This is a genomic window from Nocardia amamiensis NBRC 102102 (assembly GCF_001612745.1).
GTDB lineage: Bacteria > Actinomycetota > Actinomycetes > Mycobacteriales > Mycobacteriaceae > Nocardia > Nocardia amamiensis.
Map to the genome: position 1 here is coordinate 22,858 of NZ_BDBA01000015.1, position 15,754 is coordinate 38,611.

The 15,754-nt window shown below is 66.4% G+C and carries 14 protein-coding genes; 8 read left to right on the top strand and 6 right to left on the bottom strand.

Annotated features, from left to right (window positions below):
* Positions 1 to 141: 141 nt before the first annotated feature.
* The 3 genes from NA4_RS04055 to NA4_RS04065 all read right to left on the bottom strand — a co-directional run bounded on the left by NA4_RS04055 (position 142) and on the right by NA4_RS04065 (position 2,927).
* Entirely contained in the window at positions 142 to 2,058 is a 1,917-nt protein-coding gene (locus NA4_RS04055; RefSeq protein WP_067464022.1) for an NERD domain-containing protein, read from the bottom strand.
* 243 nt (positions 2,059 to 2,301) lie between these two features.
* On the bottom strand, positions 2,302 to 2,475 hold the full coding sequence (locus NA4_RS04060; RefSeq protein ID WP_157128793.1) for a hypothetical protein: 174 nt from the start codon (positions 2,473 to 2,475) through the stop codon (positions 2,302 to 2,304).
* A gap of 161 nt (positions 2,476 to 2,636) precedes the next feature.
* Entirely contained in the window at positions 2,637 to 2,927 is a 291-nt protein-coding gene (locus tag NA4_RS04065) for a nuclease-related domain-containing protein (protein WP_067464028.1), read from the bottom strand.
* Between the two features lie 275 nt (positions 2,928 to 3,202).
* On the opposite strand from NA4_RS04065, the gene NA4_RS04070 reads away from it, so the two are divergent.
* The gene (locus NA4_RS04070) at positions 3,203 to 3,769 is read left to right on the top strand and encodes a hypothetical protein (RefSeq protein WP_157128795.1); all 567 of its coding nucleotides are present in this window, start codon (positions 3,203 to 3,205) and stop codon (positions 3,767 to 3,769) included.
* Between the two features lie 21 nt (positions 3,770 to 3,790).
* Here NA4_RS04070 and NA4_RS04075 read toward each other — a convergent pair whose 3' ends face one another.
* Complete coding sequence (locus NA4_RS04075) at positions 3,791 to 4,423, bottom strand: TetR/AcrR family transcriptional regulator (protein WP_067464033.1); 633 nt, start codon at positions 4,421 to 4,423, stop codon at positions 3,791 to 3,793.
* A 70-nt stretch (positions 4,424 to 4,493) separates the two neighbouring features.
* Here NA4_RS04075 and NA4_RS04080 point away from each other — a divergent pair, with 70 nt between their 5' ends.
* The 7 genes from NA4_RS04080 (at position 4,494) to NA4_RS04110 (ending at position 13,264) form a co-directional block, all read left to right on the top strand.
* Positions 4,494 to 6,023: a flavin-containing monooxygenase gene (locus NA4_RS04080; RefSeq protein ID WP_067464036.1), complete on the top strand. Its 1,530-nt coding sequence runs from the start codon at positions 4,494 to 4,496 to the stop codon at positions 6,021 to 6,023.
* Positions 6,020 to 6,850, top strand: a complete 831-nt coding sequence (locus NA4_RS04085) for an SDR family NAD(P)-dependent oxidoreductase (protein WP_067464039.1) — start codon at positions 6,020 to 6,022, stop codon at positions 6,848 to 6,850. The genes NA4_RS04080 and NA4_RS04085 overlap by 4 nt, the downstream gene beginning before the upstream one ends.
* A 21-nt stretch (positions 6,851 to 6,871) precedes the next feature.
* On the top strand, positions 6,872 to 7,789 hold the full coding sequence (locus tag NA4_RS04090) for an alpha/beta hydrolase (RefSeq protein ID WP_067464042.1): 918 nt from the start codon (positions 6,872 to 6,874) through the stop codon (positions 7,787 to 7,789).
* Between the two features lie 120 nt (positions 7,790 to 7,909).
* A complete protein-coding gene (locus NA4_RS04095) occupies positions 7,910 to 9,703 on the top strand; it encodes an AMP-dependent synthetase/ligase (protein WP_067464045.1) in 1,794 nt (597 codons plus the stop codon).
* A 114-nt stretch (positions 9,704 to 9,817) separates the two neighbouring features.
* Positions 9,818 to 10,489 carry a TenA family protein gene (locus tag NA4_RS04100; RefSeq protein ID WP_067464048.1) on the top strand — a complete coding sequence of 224 codons (672 nt, stop codon included), beginning with the start codon at positions 9,818 to 9,820 and terminating at the stop codon, positions 10,487 to 10,489.
* A 68-nt stretch (positions 10,490 to 10,557) separates the two neighbouring features.
* Positions 10,558 to 12,438: a molybdopterin-dependent oxidoreductase gene (locus tag NA4_RS04105; protein ID WP_067464051.1), complete on the top strand. Its 1,881-nt coding sequence runs from the start codon at positions 10,558 to 10,560 to the stop codon at positions 12,436 to 12,438.
* Between the two features lie 199 nt (positions 12,439 to 12,637).
* On the top strand, positions 12,638 to 13,264 hold the full coding sequence (locus NA4_RS04110; protein WP_067464054.1) for a Uma2 family endonuclease: 627 nt from the start codon (positions 12,638 to 12,640) through the stop codon (positions 13,262 to 13,264).
* A gap of 49 nt (positions 13,265 to 13,313) precedes the next feature.
* Here the strand turns inward: NA4_RS04110 and NA4_RS04115 are convergent, their stop codons facing one another.
* Together NA4_RS04115 and NA4_RS04120 are read right to left on the bottom strand one after the other, a co-directional pair.
* A complete protein-coding gene (locus NA4_RS04115) occupies positions 13,314 to 14,795 on the bottom strand; it encodes a DHA2 family efflux MFS transporter permease subunit (RefSeq protein ID WP_067464057.1) in 1,482 nt (493 codons plus the stop codon).
* An 11-nt stretch (positions 14,796 to 14,806) separates the two neighbouring features.
* Positions 14,807 to 15,499 carry a PadR family transcriptional regulator gene (locus NA4_RS04120; protein WP_067464060.1) on the bottom strand — a complete coding sequence of 231 codons (693 nt, stop codon included), beginning with the start codon at positions 15,497 to 15,499 and terminating at the stop codon, positions 14,807 to 14,809.
* Positions 15,500 to 15,754: the final 255 nt, after the last annotated feature.

Consider the following 15,754-nt stretch of genomic DNA (forward strand, 5'->3'; position numbering starts at 1 on the left):
TTTCGAATAAATCGAAAGCAGGGGGCGGAAGTGGCACCGACCAACGGAGCTGCCGCCTCAGCGACACCCCTCCACGGATCTGGGCTCGGAGCATCGCTGACTGCCCGCACTCCGATACACGATCTCCAACAGCCGACGGTGTCAACAATCGGAACGGAACGGGAGGCACAGCGGCAGCAGATCGAATCGAGCTGGAGTCTCGGTGACGGTCGGGGGTGGTGGGATCACCTCGGTTATCGGCAGGGGCTCGGTGGTCGACGCGGGCAATGGGGTCTGCTGTACGGCGTCGCCGTGTGGGGTGGAGCAGGCGGCGGCCAGCACCCAGATAGTGCCGATGACGAGCGCTATCAAGGCCACGGCCGCGATCTGTTGGGGGCGATGGCGGATCGGGCGCGGTTGGCCGGTCGTGCGGGTGCGTGGAGGCACGGTAATCATTTGGCGGAGATCGGGGATGCGCGGTCGACGTTCGACGAGGCGCGGTGCGGCTGGCCGTCGCGGGGGACGCGCTCCGGTCTCCTCGTCGGACAACCACTGCGGCCGATGCGGCAGAGGTGACGGTGTGGGGCGGGGGCGCAGTGGCTGGGCGTCGGATTCGATCCACGACGACCACTGGTCCGTGAAAGGTGATGACAGCGGGGGTGCTGATTGCGCTGTGAAATCCGGCGTCGTGTCCGACGGCGGGGGTTCCGGTGTTATGTGTCTCGACGCAAAGGGGGCCGGCGCATAGGGGTCCGATTCGGCGCGTTGCGTCTGTGCGTACCTTGAGGCGGGCAGACCGTCGAAGTGATGTGGCCTCGATATCGGCTCTGCCTCATCGTCTTCCGGTGCGTCCGCGATATCGAACGACTGTCGATCCGCGATCGACGGCGAGTTCTGTGTGGTTGGGCGGTCTTCCAGGCCGGGATCGCCTGCCGCGTCTGGCGCCACAGGTTCGGAGGTGTCGGACCTCGCCCGCATGTGTGTTGCGGGCCGGTCCGACGTGACCGCCGCCTCGTTTCCCAGGTCATCGCTCTCGGGCGGTTGCGTCGATCCGGATGCGTTGAGCTCCGGTGCTATTGGCATCACGTCTGGCTGGTCGAGTGCGGAATGCGATGACAGCACGTCCGCATCAGCAGCCATGCCGACCGCGTCCAAGCCTTCTACGGAAGGCGGGCCGTCGATTGCTGTTGCCACGCCCCGCTGCACGACCGCGGAATGCGACGACAGCACGTCCGCATCAGCAGCCACACCGACCGCGTCCGAGTCTTCCGCGGAAGGCGAGCCGTCGATTGCCACCACCCCCGGCTGCTCGAGTGCAGAACGCGACGTCGGCACGTCCGCATCAGTAGGCACGCCGACCGCGTCCGAGTTGTCCACTGACAGCAGCCTCTCGACCGGCGCAGCTCCTTCGAGTGCCACCGTGTCAGTCTCGCCACGCAACGTCCGCTCCAGCGGAAAACCATCCGCCACAAGGTCTTCAACGCTGACCTGATCGGCAAGGTTCAGATCGCCGAGCAGGGCATGCACGCGTTCGGCGGTCCAGATGAGATTCCGGCTCGCCGTGCGGTGGAACCAGGCACGCAGCTCGACGGGGCTGCTCCCGAGCACCACCCCGCAGCCCTTGCGCCGCGATTCGATGTTCAACGTGACGGTCGATTCCCGGGGCGGCACCACGACGATCAGGCCGTCGACGTCGGCCTCGGAGTGGTGCTTGCGCACCAGTTCCTTCAGGTTGACGACATTGTTGGTGACCTGGTCGAACGGGCTGCTGTCGTGGTCGCGCACGTGGACCGGGTCGCCCTCGAACCCGGACAGCCGCCAGCGGCCGTTGGCCTGGACCGAGAGGACGCCGGTCATGGCTTCCGGCACGGTGCCCTTCACCTCGATCACGACCGCGGCCCTGGGCGTGATCACGACCAGATCGGCTCCCTGCGCCTCGTCTGCGCGGTTGCGAGTGGGTAAGTAGCACCCCGAGATCGCCAATCCGACAATGACGTACTGTCCGGTCCAGCTCCGCAGCCAGCCGAGCACGCGTTGCTCGGATCGCGGTGCCGTCGTTCGTTCGTTGATGACCAGCATCAGCGGCCACCTCCATACGCTTCCCACACAATCGACTGCTCGACGGTATCCGCCGCATCATCCAGCGAAAATTCGAAAGGCACTGTAAGAGCATGCTATTGGCGGCAGATGGGCATGCTGTGGGGGGCAGGTCGACAGGAGCTCGTTGACGTCGTTCGACCGCAGGCACCAACGACAGTCCAGCGAAGTGGTGTACAGCCGAAAAGGACGTGAACGTTGAGCGAGAGTGAGCAGAACATGGACTCAATGATCCGATCTGCCGTAGACGACGCGATATCGATCGAGATCAGACACTTTCAGTCCGGCGCGGTCGATATCGACTTGCGGTGGGAAGGGCACCATGCCGTGATCCAAGGGGTCCGTGATGAATGGGGTGTATCCGTGGATGTACCCGACGATGAGGGGTTCTGTGGGCACGACCATGCCTTTCCATCACTGGAACAGGCACTTTCAGCCGCACAGAAACTCTTGCCATCCGCAGGTACGACGTCAGACTGACGGGCGACAACCCCGAGCTATGCCAGATGATGCTGCCATCCGGACCGCGGGGTGCGACCGGTGATGTGTGCCTGCGTGCCTCAGCTGCGAAGGGCTGCGGCGAGCGCCGGGGCAACGGAAGACGCTATGGCGAGAGGACGCCGGTCATGGCTTCCGGCACGGTGTACCTTTACCTCGATCACGACCGCGGCCCTGGGCGTGATCACCACCAGATCGGCTTCCTGCGCCTCGCCCTTGCGATTACGGTCGGGTACATAGCAACCCGAGATCGCCAGTCCCACAATGACGTACTGCCCGGTCCAGCTCCGCAGCCAATCGAGCACGCGCTGCTCGGATCGCGGTGCCGTCGTTCGTTCGTTGATGACCAACATCGGCGGCCACCTCCATCGCGTCCACACAATCGACTGCTCAACCGTATTCGGCGACCGAATCCGGCAAAATCCGAAAGGCACTGTAACAGCAGCATATTGGCGACAAATCGGCATGGCTCGAACAGCGCGCGGGCAGTGGTGGTGGCGAGACCGACACCGCGTCTTCCGCAGTGCGGATCGCTCAGCACGGTCGCGTCGGCTCGGCCCGGCAAGCGAGTCGCACACGAATACACCAGCAATGGGTTGACGACGACCTACGGCGCTACCGTGGCACCATGCGCGCCTTTCGAGAGATGTGTGAGCTGTTCGAACACAGTGAGCTCGGGACGCCGCCGATTCCGGCCCGGTTTCGGCCGCGACTGGATCGAGCGGGGAAGTGGGCCTATGCGACCCGTGAGATCTTGCCGATGGAGATGTACTTCTTCGGCTACTACCCGCACGAAGCGCGGCAGACATGGGTATCGGACTATGTGGCCGTCTGCCACGCCGGGCACGGAATCAACTCGTACGCCATCACCTATCAACTCGTGTTGGGCCCGTTGGCGCTATTTGCCCAGACGCCATGGGGAGGAGCGTACAGCGACCCGGAGCGTGATGCCGAGCAGGTGCGCAGAATGTTCGATGCCTGCGCGATGCTCGCAGAAGTCGCCGAGAGCGCTCCCAGTAGCGGCCGGGACAGGTTGCTCGTTCTGCATAGCAGCCTGAGCCGCATATACGCTTGCCAATGGCTGGCGCGCTCCGAAGACGCACCACGCGAAGGCGTTTCGGACGTTGTGGAACTCGAGGAGGATCCGCTCGCCGCATTTCACACCGCCGCCCAGAGGCTGACCGAGCACCGGTAGCGGTGAACCTCCTCTCTGCGATCAGCTGCGCAACGCAGCCGCCAAGGCCGGGTCGACGGAAAACGCTATGGCGATGAGAGATTCGACCAGTAGGTCGATGTGTTGTTCGCGGGAAATAGGTTCCGTCCGCAACCAGGTCAGGGTGGTTTCCTCGACAAAGGCGATCCACCCGCGCATGGCGAGCATGAGCCGCGGGTGGTCGGCCTCGGAGACCGGGACGGGGACTTCGGCGAGGATGATGCCGATGATGGCGTCGCGGGTCAGGTCGACCATGGCCGCCAAATCGGGGCTGACGCTCGTGGGGCCGCGCAACAACGCCAGGTATGCGGTGCGGTTCTCGCTGACGTAGTCGATATAGCGCTCCATCGAGTCGCGCAGCATCCCGGAAATGCCCAGCGTGCGGTCGGGGGCGACGCGCTCGAGCAGTTCGGCGTTGGCATGACGCACGATCGCCAGCAGGAAGTCGTGCTTGGTCGGGAAGTAGTGGAACAGCAGGCCGCGGGAGATACCGGCTCGCGCGGCGATCTCACTGACGGAGATTTCGTCGATGGTGCGCTCGCCGAGCATCTTCGCACCCAGGGTGAGCAACTGCTCGCGCCGTTCGTCCGGGCTGAGCCGGGTGCGCTTCGCGGTCTCGTCTCGGCTGATGGTCACGGGATCATCCTACTGAACGCTGGTCAATACACTATTGACTCGCGCTCAATAGCACCGTAGCCTGGATTACATGAGTCGCAAGGTCACAGACAAAGCTGTCGCCGACCGACCCACGCGCCACGCTAGGACGATCATTATCGGCAGCGGGTTCTCGGGTCTGGGTCTGGCCATCCGGCTGACCCAAGAGGGTCGCAACGACTTCCTCGTGTTGGAGCGCGGCAGCGATGTCGGCGGTACCTGGCGGGACAACACCTACCCCGGCGCCGCCTGCGACGTCCCCTCGCACCTGTACTCGTACTCGTTCGCGCTGAATCCGAACTGGTCGCGGTCGTACTCCCGCCAGCAGGAGATCCAGCAGTACATCCAGGACGTGTCCCAGCGCTACGACGTGCGCGACAAGCACATCTTCGACTGCGACGTGACCGGTGCCCGCTGGAACGACGACACCGCGCTCTGGGAGATCGAGTCGACCCAGGGCAGGTTCACCGCGAACAGCGTGGTCTCGGCGGTCGGCGCGCTGTGCGAACCCGCGCTGCCGGACATCAAAGGCATCAGGCAGTTCGAAGGCGAGGTCTTCCACTCCGCCCGCTGGAACCACGACGTCGACCTCACCGGCAAACGGGTCGCCATCATCGGCACCGGCGCGTCGGCCATCCAGATCGTGCCCGCGATCGCCCCGAAGGTCGGCCATCTGGACGTCTACCAGCGCACCGCACCGTGGCTGCTGCCGCGCTTCGACCGCCCCTACACCAAGGCCGAGCAGCTCGCCTTCAAGCACGTGCCTGGCTTCCAGCGACTGTCCCGCGCCGCCATCTACGCCGCGCGCGAGACCCAGGTGGTCGGCCTGGCCAAGGCACCCGCTCTGATGCAGCTATTCGAGATGATCGCGAAAGCCAAGTTGCGCTACGAGATTCGCGATCCGAAGCTGCGCGCCAAGGTCACGCCGAACTTCCGGATCGGCTGCAAGCGCATGCTGATCTCCAACGACTACTACCCGGCGCTGTCGCGTCCCAATGTCGACGTGGTCACCGACGGCATCGCCGAGGTGCGCCGCAACTCGATCGTCACCAAGGACGGCACCGAGCGCGAGATCGACGCGCTGATCATCGCGACCGGCTTCCATGTCACCGATTCGCCGACCAACGACACGATCGCGGGGCGCGACGGCCGCACCCTTTCGGAAGTGTTCGACGAGATCGGCCAGCAGGCTTACAAAGGCTCCTCGGTCGCCCACTTCCCCAATATGTTCTTCCTGCTCGGCCCGAACGTCGGCCTCGGGCACACCTCGATGGTGTACATGATCGAATCGCAGATCAACTACATCGCCGACGCGCTGGCCACCATCGATCGCCTCGATCTGCGTACCGTGGAAGTGCGCCGCGACGTGCAGGATGCCTACAACGCCGACCTGCAGGCGAAGCTGGCAGGCACCGTCTGGCTGACCGGCGGGTGCTCGAGCTGGTACCTGGACAAGCACGGCAACAACACCACGTTGTGGCCGGACTTCACCTTCGAATTCCGTCGGCAGACCAGGACATTCGACGTGTCGGCGTACGACATCTCCCTATCCGGATCCGATCTGAAGGCAGTGGCACAGTGAGCAGCGACGCTTACTTCGAGAACAAGGTATGTGTGATCACCGGAGCGGGCTCCGGGATCGGTCGCGCGTTGGCGGAGAATCTGGCCAGGCGCGGCGCCAAACTGGCGCTCTCCGATATCGACGTGGACGGCCTGGCCGAGACCGTGCGCCGCTGCGAGCAGCTCGGCGCCGAGGTCAAGTCCGACCGGCTGAACGTGGTCGAGCGTGAAGCGGTCCTGCTCTACGCCGACGCGGTCAAGGCGCACTTCGGCACGGTGCACCAGGTCTACAACAACGCCGGCATCGCCCACCACGGCGAGGTGATCCGCTCGGAGTTCAAGGACTTCGAACGCGTCATGGACGTCGATTTCTGGGGCGTGGTCAACGGAACCAAGGCGTTCCTGCCGATGGTCATCGAGTCCGGCGACGGTCACATCGTCAACGTGTCCAGCCTCTTCGGCCTGATCGCGATCCCCGGGCAGAGCGCGTACAACGCGGCGAAGTTCGCGGTGCGCGGCTTCACCGAGTCGCTGCGGCAGGAGATGCTGGTCGCGCGGCATCCGGTCAAGGTCACCTGTGTACATCCGGGCGGCATCAAGACCGCGGTCGCGCGCAACGCCACCTACGCCGAGGGCATCGACAGCAAGTCGGCCGCGTCGATGTTCGACAAGAAGCTGGCCATTCATACCGCCGAGATGGCGGCGCAGACCATCACCGAAGGCGTGCGCAAGGGGCACGGCCGCGTGCTGATCGGCTGGGAGGCCAAGCTGCTGGACCTGTTCGTCCGGGTGACCGCGTCGGGCTACCAGCGGATCGCGGCCAACGTCGAACGCCGCTTCCTGCCCTGATCCGGATTACGAGGAGCACCTATGCGGGACATCAACCTTCCGCTGCCCGTTGCGCGGGCGGTACTGAATCCGATCTTCCGGGTCACGCTCAACAAGCGGTTGCCGTTTCCGATGCAGCGCAGGCTGCTCGACATAAGTTCGCGGGCGCAACTGATGCCCGAGGGCAGCATCGTGCAACGGCTGCGCCTGGGCGGCAGGCCCGCCGAGCGGATCAGCTTCGCCGGCACCTCCGGCCACGGCGCCGTCCTCTACTTGCACGGCGGTGGGTACGCGGTCGGCTCGCCTACGACGCACCGCTCGCTGGCGGCGCGGCTGGCGCGCGACACCGGCTGCGCGGTCTACGTTCTGGACTACCGCCTCGCACCGGAGCATCCGTTCCCCGCCGCGCTGGACGACGCCGAGGCCGCGTCCCTGGAGCTGATGACGAGCGCGGGCTACCACGCAGGGCAGATCGCCATCTCCGGTGATTCCGCGGGCGGCGGCCTCTCGCTGGCGCTCGCGCAACGGTTGATCGCGCGGCACGGCTGCACTCCGGCCGCACTCGGCTTGATCGCACCGTGGTCGGATCCCAACCAGATCCCGGAACGCCGGCGCGACTTGGTCATCAGCAAGCCGTGGTCGCGCGCCTGCGCGGCCGCGTATCTGGGCGACGGGGATCCGGCCGACCCTGGCTACGCGCCGCTGACCGGCGAGCTGCGCGGCCTGCCGCCGACCTACGTGCAGGTCGACGTCAGCGAGCTGCTGCACGGGCAATGCGTGGATCTGGTCGCCGCGCTGCGGGCGTCGGGCGTGCACGTGCAGTTCACCGAGAGCAAGGGCTTGTGGCACGTCGCACAGCTACAGGCCGCGCTGGCGGCGCCGGCGGCGGCCGCGCTGGGTGAACTCGCCGGATTCCTGCGCGAAGCACTCCAACCCGCGGACCTGCGCGAACTAGGATGAGCAGCGGAGCGGGGTCCGTACCGGGCGGTAATGTGCGGAACCCATTTCGGTGGTCGACCTCACGGCCCTGGCACAGGTGTCGTAGATTACTGGCGAGTAAACCCACGTGGAAGGGCACTGATGCGAGAGTTCGAAGTCCCGGCTTCTTACACCATCCCGGATGACGCGAACAATTCCGACAACGTCTTCCGCCATGCCGAGCAGACGCCGAACGCGGTGCTGTTCAACGTGCCGAACGGCAGTGGCGGCTGGCGGGACGTCACGGCCGTGGAGTTCGCGACGACCGTGACCGGCGTGGCGAAAGGCCTGATCGCCTCGGGCCTCGAGCTCGGCGATCGCGTCGCCATCATGGCACCCACCCGGTACGAATGGGCCGTCCTCGATTTCGCGATCTGGGCCGCGGGCGGCTGCACCGTCGCGATCTACGACAGCTCCGCCGCCGAGCAGGCCAAGTGGATCCTGCAGGACTCGGCCACCAAGCTGCTGGTCCTGGACAGCGACAAGCACCGCAAGGTGATCGACGAGATCGAGACCGGATCGCTGCCGGATCTGCGCGAGATCATGCAGATCGACAAGGGCGAGCTGGACGAGCTGATCAGCCGCGGCGCCGGCCTGGACGACCAGATCGTGCACGACCGTCGCGCCCAGGTCGGCGCGCAGTCGCCGGCCACCCTGATCTACACCTCGGGCACCACGGGCCGGCCCAAGGGCGTCATGCTCACCCACGCGAACCTCTACGCGGAGTCCAAGTCCGACCGGATCGCGCTGCGCAAGTACGTCACCGAGGGCAAGAAGACCCTCATGTTCCTGCCGCTGGCGCACGTCTTCGCCCGCGCCGTCGCGCTGGCCGCGTTCGACGCGAAGGTGATCGTCGCGCACACCGCCGACTGGTCCACCCTCGTCGAGCAGTTCGGCAGCTACCGGCCGCACTTCATCCTCTCGGTGCCGCGCGTGTTCGAGAAGGTGTTCAACAGCGCCAAGCAGAAGGCGCACGACGGCGGCAAAGGCAAGATCTTCGACGCCGCCGCGGCCACCGCGATCGCGTGGAGCGAGGCCATCGACAACGGCGGCCCCGGCATCGGGCTGAAGCTCAAGCACGCACTGTTCGACAAGCTGGTCTACGCCAAGCTGCGGGCGGCGCTCGGCGGCCAATGCGAGGCGGCCGTCTCCGGCGGCGGCCCGCTCGGCGCGCGCCTGGGCCACTTCTTCCGCGGCGTCGGCGTGACCATCTACGAGGGCTACGGCCTCACCGAGACCACCGCGGCGATCGCTGTGAACACCCCGGAGGACATCCGGGTCGGCTCGGTCGGACGGCCGATCGAGGGCCACGCCGCCAAGATCGCCGAGGACGGCGAGCTGCTGCTGCGCGGCTCGGTCGTGTTCAGCGGTTACTGGGGCAACGCCGAGGCCACCGAGGATGCCTTCGAGGACGGCTGGTTCAAGACCGGTGACCTCGGCGCCATCGACGCGGACGGCTTCATCACCATCACCGGCCGCAAGAAGGAGATCATCGTCACCGCCGGTGGCAAGAACGTCTCCCCCGCGCTGCTGGAAGACTCGCTGCGGGCGCATCCGCTGATCAGCCAGGTGATGGTGGTCGGCGACGGCCAGCCGTTCATCGGCGCGCTGATCACGCTGGACCCGGAGACGCTGCCCGGCTGGAAGGACCGCCACGGCCTGCCCGCCGACACCCTGATCGAGAAGCTCATCGAGCACCCGGAGCTGATCGCCGAGGTGGACGCCGCGGTGGCCGAGACCAACAAGAAGGTCTCGAACGCCGAGCAGATCAAGAAGATCCGTCTGCTGACCATCGACTGGACGCAGGAGACCGGCGAGCTCACCCCGAAGATGTCGCTCAAGCGCGCGGTCGTGATGAAGCAGCACGCCGAGGACGTGGCGAAGATCTACCACTGAGTCGGGGCCCGAAGGCGCTGTCCGTGAAAAAGTTCGCGGACAGCGCCTTTCGCGTTCCATGCTCAGGGCAGGCGGCTCGACCCGAGACATCGTCGAGGACATCGGAGGTTTGCTATGACGCAATCGGAATGGACGCTGCCGGCACGAACACTGCTCGACCGGATCCAGGCAGAGCTGGCTCCACAGGACGACGACAACCGGCTCGTCCCGCGAATCGCGGCGGGAACGGCGCCTCGGGAGGTGTTCGCGGCCATCGCCGCCGAGGAATTGCGTATCACTGATAGCGACTGGCGCAGTGTCCATACGTTGGCTGCCCGCGCCGACGAGCCACACGCCCGCGCCTTCTTCACCGAGCTCGCGCCGGGTGAGCAACAGGCGCACCACTTGCTGGACGAGCTGGCAACGGCGGCCGGTCCGGACACCGGCGTTCAGCAACCGAGACCAGGCTGCCAGGCGTATCCGGCCTTCATGGCCTGGCTGGCGCTCAACGGCGGCGCCGCTGAGGTCATCGCGGCGTTGCATGCGAATCTCGCTGCGTTCGGCCGGTATTGCGGAGCGGTCGCCGTTGGAATGCGCGCGCACTATGGCTTCGATGACGCCGCGTGTGCGTTCTTCGACTTCTACACCGCGGGCGCTCCGGAGCTCGAAGACAAAGCCCTCGCCGCGGTTCAGGCCGGTCTCGATTCCGGGCGGCTCGACCCGGATGAAGCGCGGACGTTCGCGCGGCTGTTCCAGAGCTACGAGCTGATGTTCTGGAATACCCTCGCCGACGAATTCGCCGGATAGCCAGGGCCGGTCCGCACGTCATCGAATGGTCACAATGCCGCAAGCGGACCGGCAGTAGGCTCGATGCCATGGCCGAGATCCGACTGCGGGTGGGGGCCGGGATCGTCTCGGCTGGACTGGCGCTGGGTGTCGCCGAACTGCTCGCGGCCTTCGCCGGATCCGGGAGCGCGCCGCTCAATGCCCTCGGCTCTGCGGTGGTCGACCACACGCCCGACGGTCTGCGTGAATGGGCCATCACTACGTTCGGCACAAACGACAAAGCCGTGCTGTATCTGATCATGGGCGTCTTCGCGCTGGTCGTCGCAGGGCTGGCGGGAGCGGTCGAGCGCGGCACACGCACCGCGGGATCGTGGTTGTTCGTCGCCTTCGCAGTGATCGCCGCGGGCGCAGCCATGGCGCGAACTGGAGTCGGTGGTGCACTGCCGACTGTCATCGGCGTCGCCGTCGGCATCTACACGCTGCGCGTGCTGACCCGCAGGATCGACCGAACGGCCGAGCGACCATCCGCCAACTCGGCACACTCCGCAACGCAGACCGCGCCAGCGACGGACGGTACCGCTGGCGGTCGCGAGGACGCGGATGCCGCTGAAGCCAGGCGCGGTGAAGCCGTACCAGCAGCGGACGCGACAGACACTGCCACACTTGGGGATCGCGGTGAAGCCGTAGATGCAGCCAGAGCCACGCACGACGTACCGGCAGCGGGCGCGACAGACACGGCCACGCCTGAGGATCGCGGTGCAGGTGATGTCGGTGCAGCCGGAGCCACCGTCGGATTCGCACAGGTACCGGATGTGGCGAGGGCCCCGGCGACCGCAGGGCAGTTCGCTGTTCGGCACGAAGTCAGCCAGGAAAGAGCCGAAGCGCGCACCGAGGAACGCCGTCCCGAGCGGCGACAGGTCTTGCAAGGGCTGCTGGTAGCCGGTGGGTTGGCCGTGGTCACGGGCGTCGGCGGGCGGCTGCTGGGTCTGCGGCGGCGGGACGTGTCAGGCGAGCGAGCGGCGGTGCAGCTGCCGGAGCCGACCGCACCCGCCGCGCCCGTGCCGCCCGGAGCAGATCTGCGGATACCCGGACTGACGCCGTACGTGACCTCGAACGACGACTTCTACCGGATCGACACCGCGTTGATCGTGCCGCAAGTGTCCAAAGACGATTGGTCGCTGCGCATCCACGGCATGGTCGATCGCGAAATCCGGCTCAGCTGGGCGGATTTGGCGCATCGGCCGGTGGAGGAACGCATGATCACCCTGGCCTGCGTGTCGAATCCGGTCGGCGGCGACCTCATCGGCAACGCGCGCTGGCTCGGCTACCGCCTGGACCAGTTGCTCGCCGAGGCGGGCCCGCACCCGGATGCCGACATGGTGCTTTCGCACAGCACCGATGGTTGGAACGCAGGCACCCCGCTCACGGTGCTCACCGATGGACGCGACGCCCTGCTGGCGGTCGGCATGAACGGCGAACCCCTTCCCGTACAACATGGTTACCCGGCCCGGCTGGTCGTGCCGGGCCTCTACGGCTACGTCTCAGCCACCAAATGGGTGACCGAACTCGAAGTCACCCGTTTCGACCGAGCCACCGCCTACTGGACCCGTCGCGGCTGGTCGGCGCTGGGCCCGATCAAAACCGGCACCCGCATCGACACCCCCCGCGGCCGCAAGCGCCTCGCGCCGGGTCGCATTCCCATCGCAGGCGTCGCATGGGCACAACATCGCGGCATCCGCGCCGTGGAGGTCCAAATAGACGACGGCCCATGGCAACAGGCCCGCCTGTCCGACGAACAATCCATCGACACATGGCGCCAGTGGGTCCTCGACTGGGACGCCACCACGGGTCCACACACCATCCGCGCCCGCACCACCGACGGCACCGACGAAACCCAGACCGCCGAACGCCGCGACGTGATCCCCGACGGAGCCACCGGCTACCCTGCGGTCACGGTCCAGGTCGGCTGAGCCGGGCCGGGACGCCCTATGGCTGTTACCCGCTTCGCCCACGCGTGCTGACTCGCGCACCGACAGGTTCGAGAACGGCCGCTCGGCGCTATGCGCAGTACGCGACTCCCCGGCTCAACTGACCTGCGATTGTCCGATCGTGGCTGCGCAGCGCCGAATAGCATCGGGCGGCCTACCCTCGCCGAACCAAGGAGCGCAAATGTCCGCCGTCATCGATTGGGCGCGCGTGGAGAACCTCCAACCGGAGCCGATCACCGTGGAAATCTGGAAACAGCTCCCAGAGGACTTCTGCCGTCTTGTCGAGGTCGTGAACGGCGAGGCTGTTCGCGCCGAGTCACCAGCGCGAGGACATCAGAAGGCGGTGCGCAGGCTCGCCGACCTCATCGAGACAGCCGCCATAGCCCACCATGACAGCTACCGCTATGACCGTTTCGATGTCTGCACGGACTTCGACGTCATCCTCTGGGAGATGCCCAGGGCCACCATCCGCCGACCCGATATCGCGTTGTTCGCCTGTGCGCCAGCGGATCTGCGACCGCTGCCTGCATCGATGGTGCGACTTGTCATCGAAGTCGTCGCCCCGGGCACCGAGAGGGTCGACCTCGTGGCGAAGAAGGCGGAATACGCGCTGGCTGGGATTCCGTGGTACTGGATCGTCTGGATAGCCGACAACCGAGTTGCCTCCATCGAGGTGCACGTTCTCGACCACGCGCTCGGCTACTACCGATTGCACGACCGGCTGGAACCATTCGGCAACCAGACTGTCATCGAGGTGCCGATCCGCGTCGGGATCGACTGGGACAGGCTGAGCGGACTAGTGCGCTGAAGCAACTCCCTGCCCCGCGGCAGATGTCCAGCGGGGCAGGGAGGTCGAATCAGCCAGCCAGGGAATCGGCTTTGGCTAGGTCTGTCTGCTGGCTTGCTGGGGCGGACTTGGCGTGGCGGATGAACAGTGCTGAGGCCAAGACGCCGATCAGCAGGATGCCCGCGGGGAGCAAGGTGGACTGGCTCAGTGCGGTGCTGAAGGCGTCCTTGACGAACTCCGGGATCGGGCCCTGGCCCGCGCCGCCCTCGGCGACCTGACCGCCGCCCAGGCCGTTCGCCGTCATCCTGGCCGCGATGAGAGCGCTGATCGCCGCGCTGCCGAGCACCGAACCCACCTGGCGGGTGGTGTTGTATACGCCGGCGCCGGCTCCGGCTTGATGCACCGGCAGGTTGTGGGTTGCGGTGGCCGCCAGTGGAGCCCAGATGCAGGCGTTGGCGCAACCACCCAGGCCCGCGGCGACCATGTACCAGAACAGCGACGAGTCGGGCTCCATCAGCGCCGAGAACCAGAACACCGATACCGCGAACAGGCCGAAGCCGACTGTGGGCACCGTCCTCGGGTGCAATTTGTCGGCGAACTTGCCGATCAGCGGAGACGCGACGCCGGTCACGATCGCCATGGGCGCGAAGACCAGCGCGGATTTGGTCGGCGACAACTCGCGCACCGCTTGCAGATAGAAGTAACACGGCACCATCAGCGAGGTCACCGCCGCGCCCATCGCGGCGATGGCGACATTGGACATCGCGAAGTTGCGGTCGCGGAACAGGCCCAGCGGCAGCAGCGGCTCGCCGGTGTTGCGCGCCTGATTGATCACGAAAGCCGCGAGCACCAGCAGGCCGGCGCCGATCATCAGCCAGATCCGCGGCGACCAGTCGTAGCTGTTGCCCTCCTGGATGCCGAACACCAGCAGGAGCATGCCGACGCCGCTGAGCAGGACGCCGGGAATGTCGAACTTGTGCTCATGCGTCGGCAGCGCGGGCACCAGCCACACCGCCAGCGCGAAGGCGACCACACCGACCGGGACGTTCACGATGAAGATCCACTCCCAGCCGAGGCCGTCCACCAGCACGCCGCCGAGGATCGGGCCGACCAGCGTGGCCAGTCCCGCGACGCCGCCCCACAGGCCCATGGCCGCGCCGCGCCGGTCCGGCGGGAATGTCCTGGTGATCACGGCCATGGTCTGCGGCGTCATCATCGCGGCGCCGACGCCCTGCGCGGCGCGGGCCGCGATCAGCATCCCGACGCTGCCGGACAGCCCGCACCACAGCGACGCGGCGGTGAACACCGCGAGACCGATCAGATAGATGTTCTTGGGGCCGAAGCGATCACCCAGCCTGCCGGTGACCAGCAGCGGCACCGCGTAGGTGAGCAGGTAGGCGCTGGTCACCCAGATCACCTGGGAGATGTTGGCGTTCAGGTCGGTCATGATCGCGGGATTGGCGACCGCGACGATCGTCATGTCCAGCAGGATCATGAAGAAGCCGACGACAAGCGCCACCAGCGCCAGCCACGGATTGCGTTGGGTGGACATGTATTTCGTTCCTAACTCGGATTCTCCGAAAGACTCGGGGCAGAGTTCGCCACGGCAGTGCCCGGCAGCGGCGGCAGTGCGGCAGCGGCGGCCGGCGCGCTGGGTTCGGATCGCGCACCGGTCGCGGGATCGACGTCATCCCATTCGAGTGCGCCGCTGTCCAATTCGGCGACGAGCTCTTCGACCCAGGCCGCTTCCGCGGCGAGTGCGGCCCGCCCGAATGGCAGGGCGATCCAGTAGCGGCGAGGGACGTTGCGCTCTTCGGCCCAGGCGATCAGCAGGTCGGCGTCGGCCAGTTCGGTTTCCAGCTCACCGATCCGTTCGCGCAGCAGAGCGAGCGCGTCTGACTTGGGCAGATTGTGCAGCTCTCCCAGGGCCACGGGGAAGACCGGATACTCCGGGACGGGTCGCCGCACGATCTCGGCGATCCGGTTGCGCAGCGCGTCCCTGCCGCGCGCGGTGATCCGGTAGGTGGTGCGCTCGGGCCGGTTGCCCGCCCGCTCGACACCCTCGGCGCGGACCAATTCCTGGTCGGCCAGCCGGGACACGGTGTGGTACAGCGAGCCCGGGCGCACTTTGACCAGCTTGTCTTCCCGCCTGGAGATGAGCGTCTGATACATCTCGTACGGATGCATGGGCCGCTCCTCGAGCAGCGCGAGCACGGCGATCGCCAACGGTGTCACCGGTGGATGCGCCTGCCCCATGCTTCGTTACCTTCCTGGTCGTCTCGACCTCAGCCGAGCCCGCGTCTCGCACGCTAGGCCCGCGAACCGACATACTCCACACTAAATATTCCACATGGAATATACGGCGCGGAGCAGTCGATCAACAAGGCCGAGCAGCGAGTGATCGGCCACACATTTCCGGCCCAACACGACGAGAGGCCACCGAGAACGAGTTCTCGATGGCCTCTCGATTCAGCTCCCGTCGACGCGGCCGACATCGTTGGCGACCTCTCC

Bases quoted from the DNA above. Each gene is read 5' to 3' on its own strand.
- NA4_RS04055 (WP_067464022.1), bottom strand. From the start codon at position 2,058: ATGCTGGTCATCAACGAACGAACGACGGCACCGCGATCCGAGCAACGC.
- NA4_RS04065 (WP_067464028.1), bottom strand. From the start codon at position 2,927: ATGTTGGTCATCAACGAACGAACGACGGCACCGCGATCCGAGCAGCGC.
- NA4_RS04070 (WP_157128795.1), top strand. From the start codon at position 3,203: ATGCGCGCCTTTCGAGAGATGTGTGAGCTGTTCGAACACAGTGAGCTC.
- NA4_RS04080 (WP_067464036.1), top strand. From the start codon at position 4,494: ATGAGTCGCAAGGTCACAGACAAAGCTGTCGCCGACCGACCCACGCGC.
- NA4_RS04090 (WP_067464042.1), top strand. From the start codon at position 6,872: ATGCGGGACATCAACCTTCCGCTGCCCGTTGCGCGGGCGGTACTGAAT.
- NA4_RS04095 (WP_067464045.1), top strand. From the start codon at position 7,910: ATGCGAGAGTTCGAAGTCCCGGCTTCTTACACCATCCCGGATGACGCG.
- NA4_RS04100 (WP_067464048.1), top strand. From the start codon at position 9,818: ATGACGCAATCGGAATGGACGCTGCCGGCACGAACACTGCTCGACCGG.
- NA4_RS04105 (WP_067464051.1), top strand. From the start codon at position 10,558: ATGGCCGAGATCCGACTGCGGGTGGGGGCCGGGATCGTCTCGGCTGGA.
- NA4_RS04110 (WP_067464054.1), top strand. From the start codon at position 12,638: ATGTCCGCCGTCATCGATTGGGCGCGCGTGGAGAACCTCCAACCGGAG.
- NA4_RS04115 (WP_067464057.1), bottom strand. From the start codon at position 14,795: ATGTCCACCCAACGCAATCCGTGGCTGGCGCTGGTGGCGCTTGTCGTC.
- NA4_RS04120 (WP_067464060.1), bottom strand. From the start codon at position 15,499: ATGGGGCAGGCGCATCCACCGGTGACACCGTTGGCGATCGCCGTGCTC.